Consider the following 298-nt stretch of genomic DNA (forward strand, 5'->3'; position numbering starts at 1 on the left):
ATGACCTTATTTGACAACGAAACGAGCCGTCCCCTGTTGGCGCAGAAGACGGCTCATATATAAAAAACTGTAACCATGGGTATTGTAACACAAAGGAGTGCCATATGTCAGTAAAAATCAGAAGTTTGGAAGTAGAAAATGTAAAACGGGTAAAAGCTGTCACGCTTATGCCGACGGAAACCGGCCTGACGGTCATCGGCGGCAACAACGGCCAGGGCAAGACCTCTGTGCTGGATGCTATTGCCTGGGCCTTGGGCGGCGATAAGCTGCGGCCGTCGGACGCCCAGCGGCGCGAAAG

At 52.3% G+C, this 298-nt stretch carries 1 protein-coding gene; it reads left to right on the forward strand.

Features of this window, described 5'->3' with window-relative positions; genetic code table 11:
- Positions 1 to 104: 104 nt before the first annotated feature.
- On the forward strand, positions 105 to 298 hold a 194-nt coding region (locus CJ260_RS12610), incomplete at its 3' end, for an AAA family ATPase (protein WP_158221417.1).

Source organism: Megasphaera sp. ASD88 (assembly GCF_002287425.1).
Classification (GTDB): Bacteria; Bacillota; Negativicutes; order Veillonellales; family Megasphaeraceae; genus Megasphaera; species Megasphaera stantonii.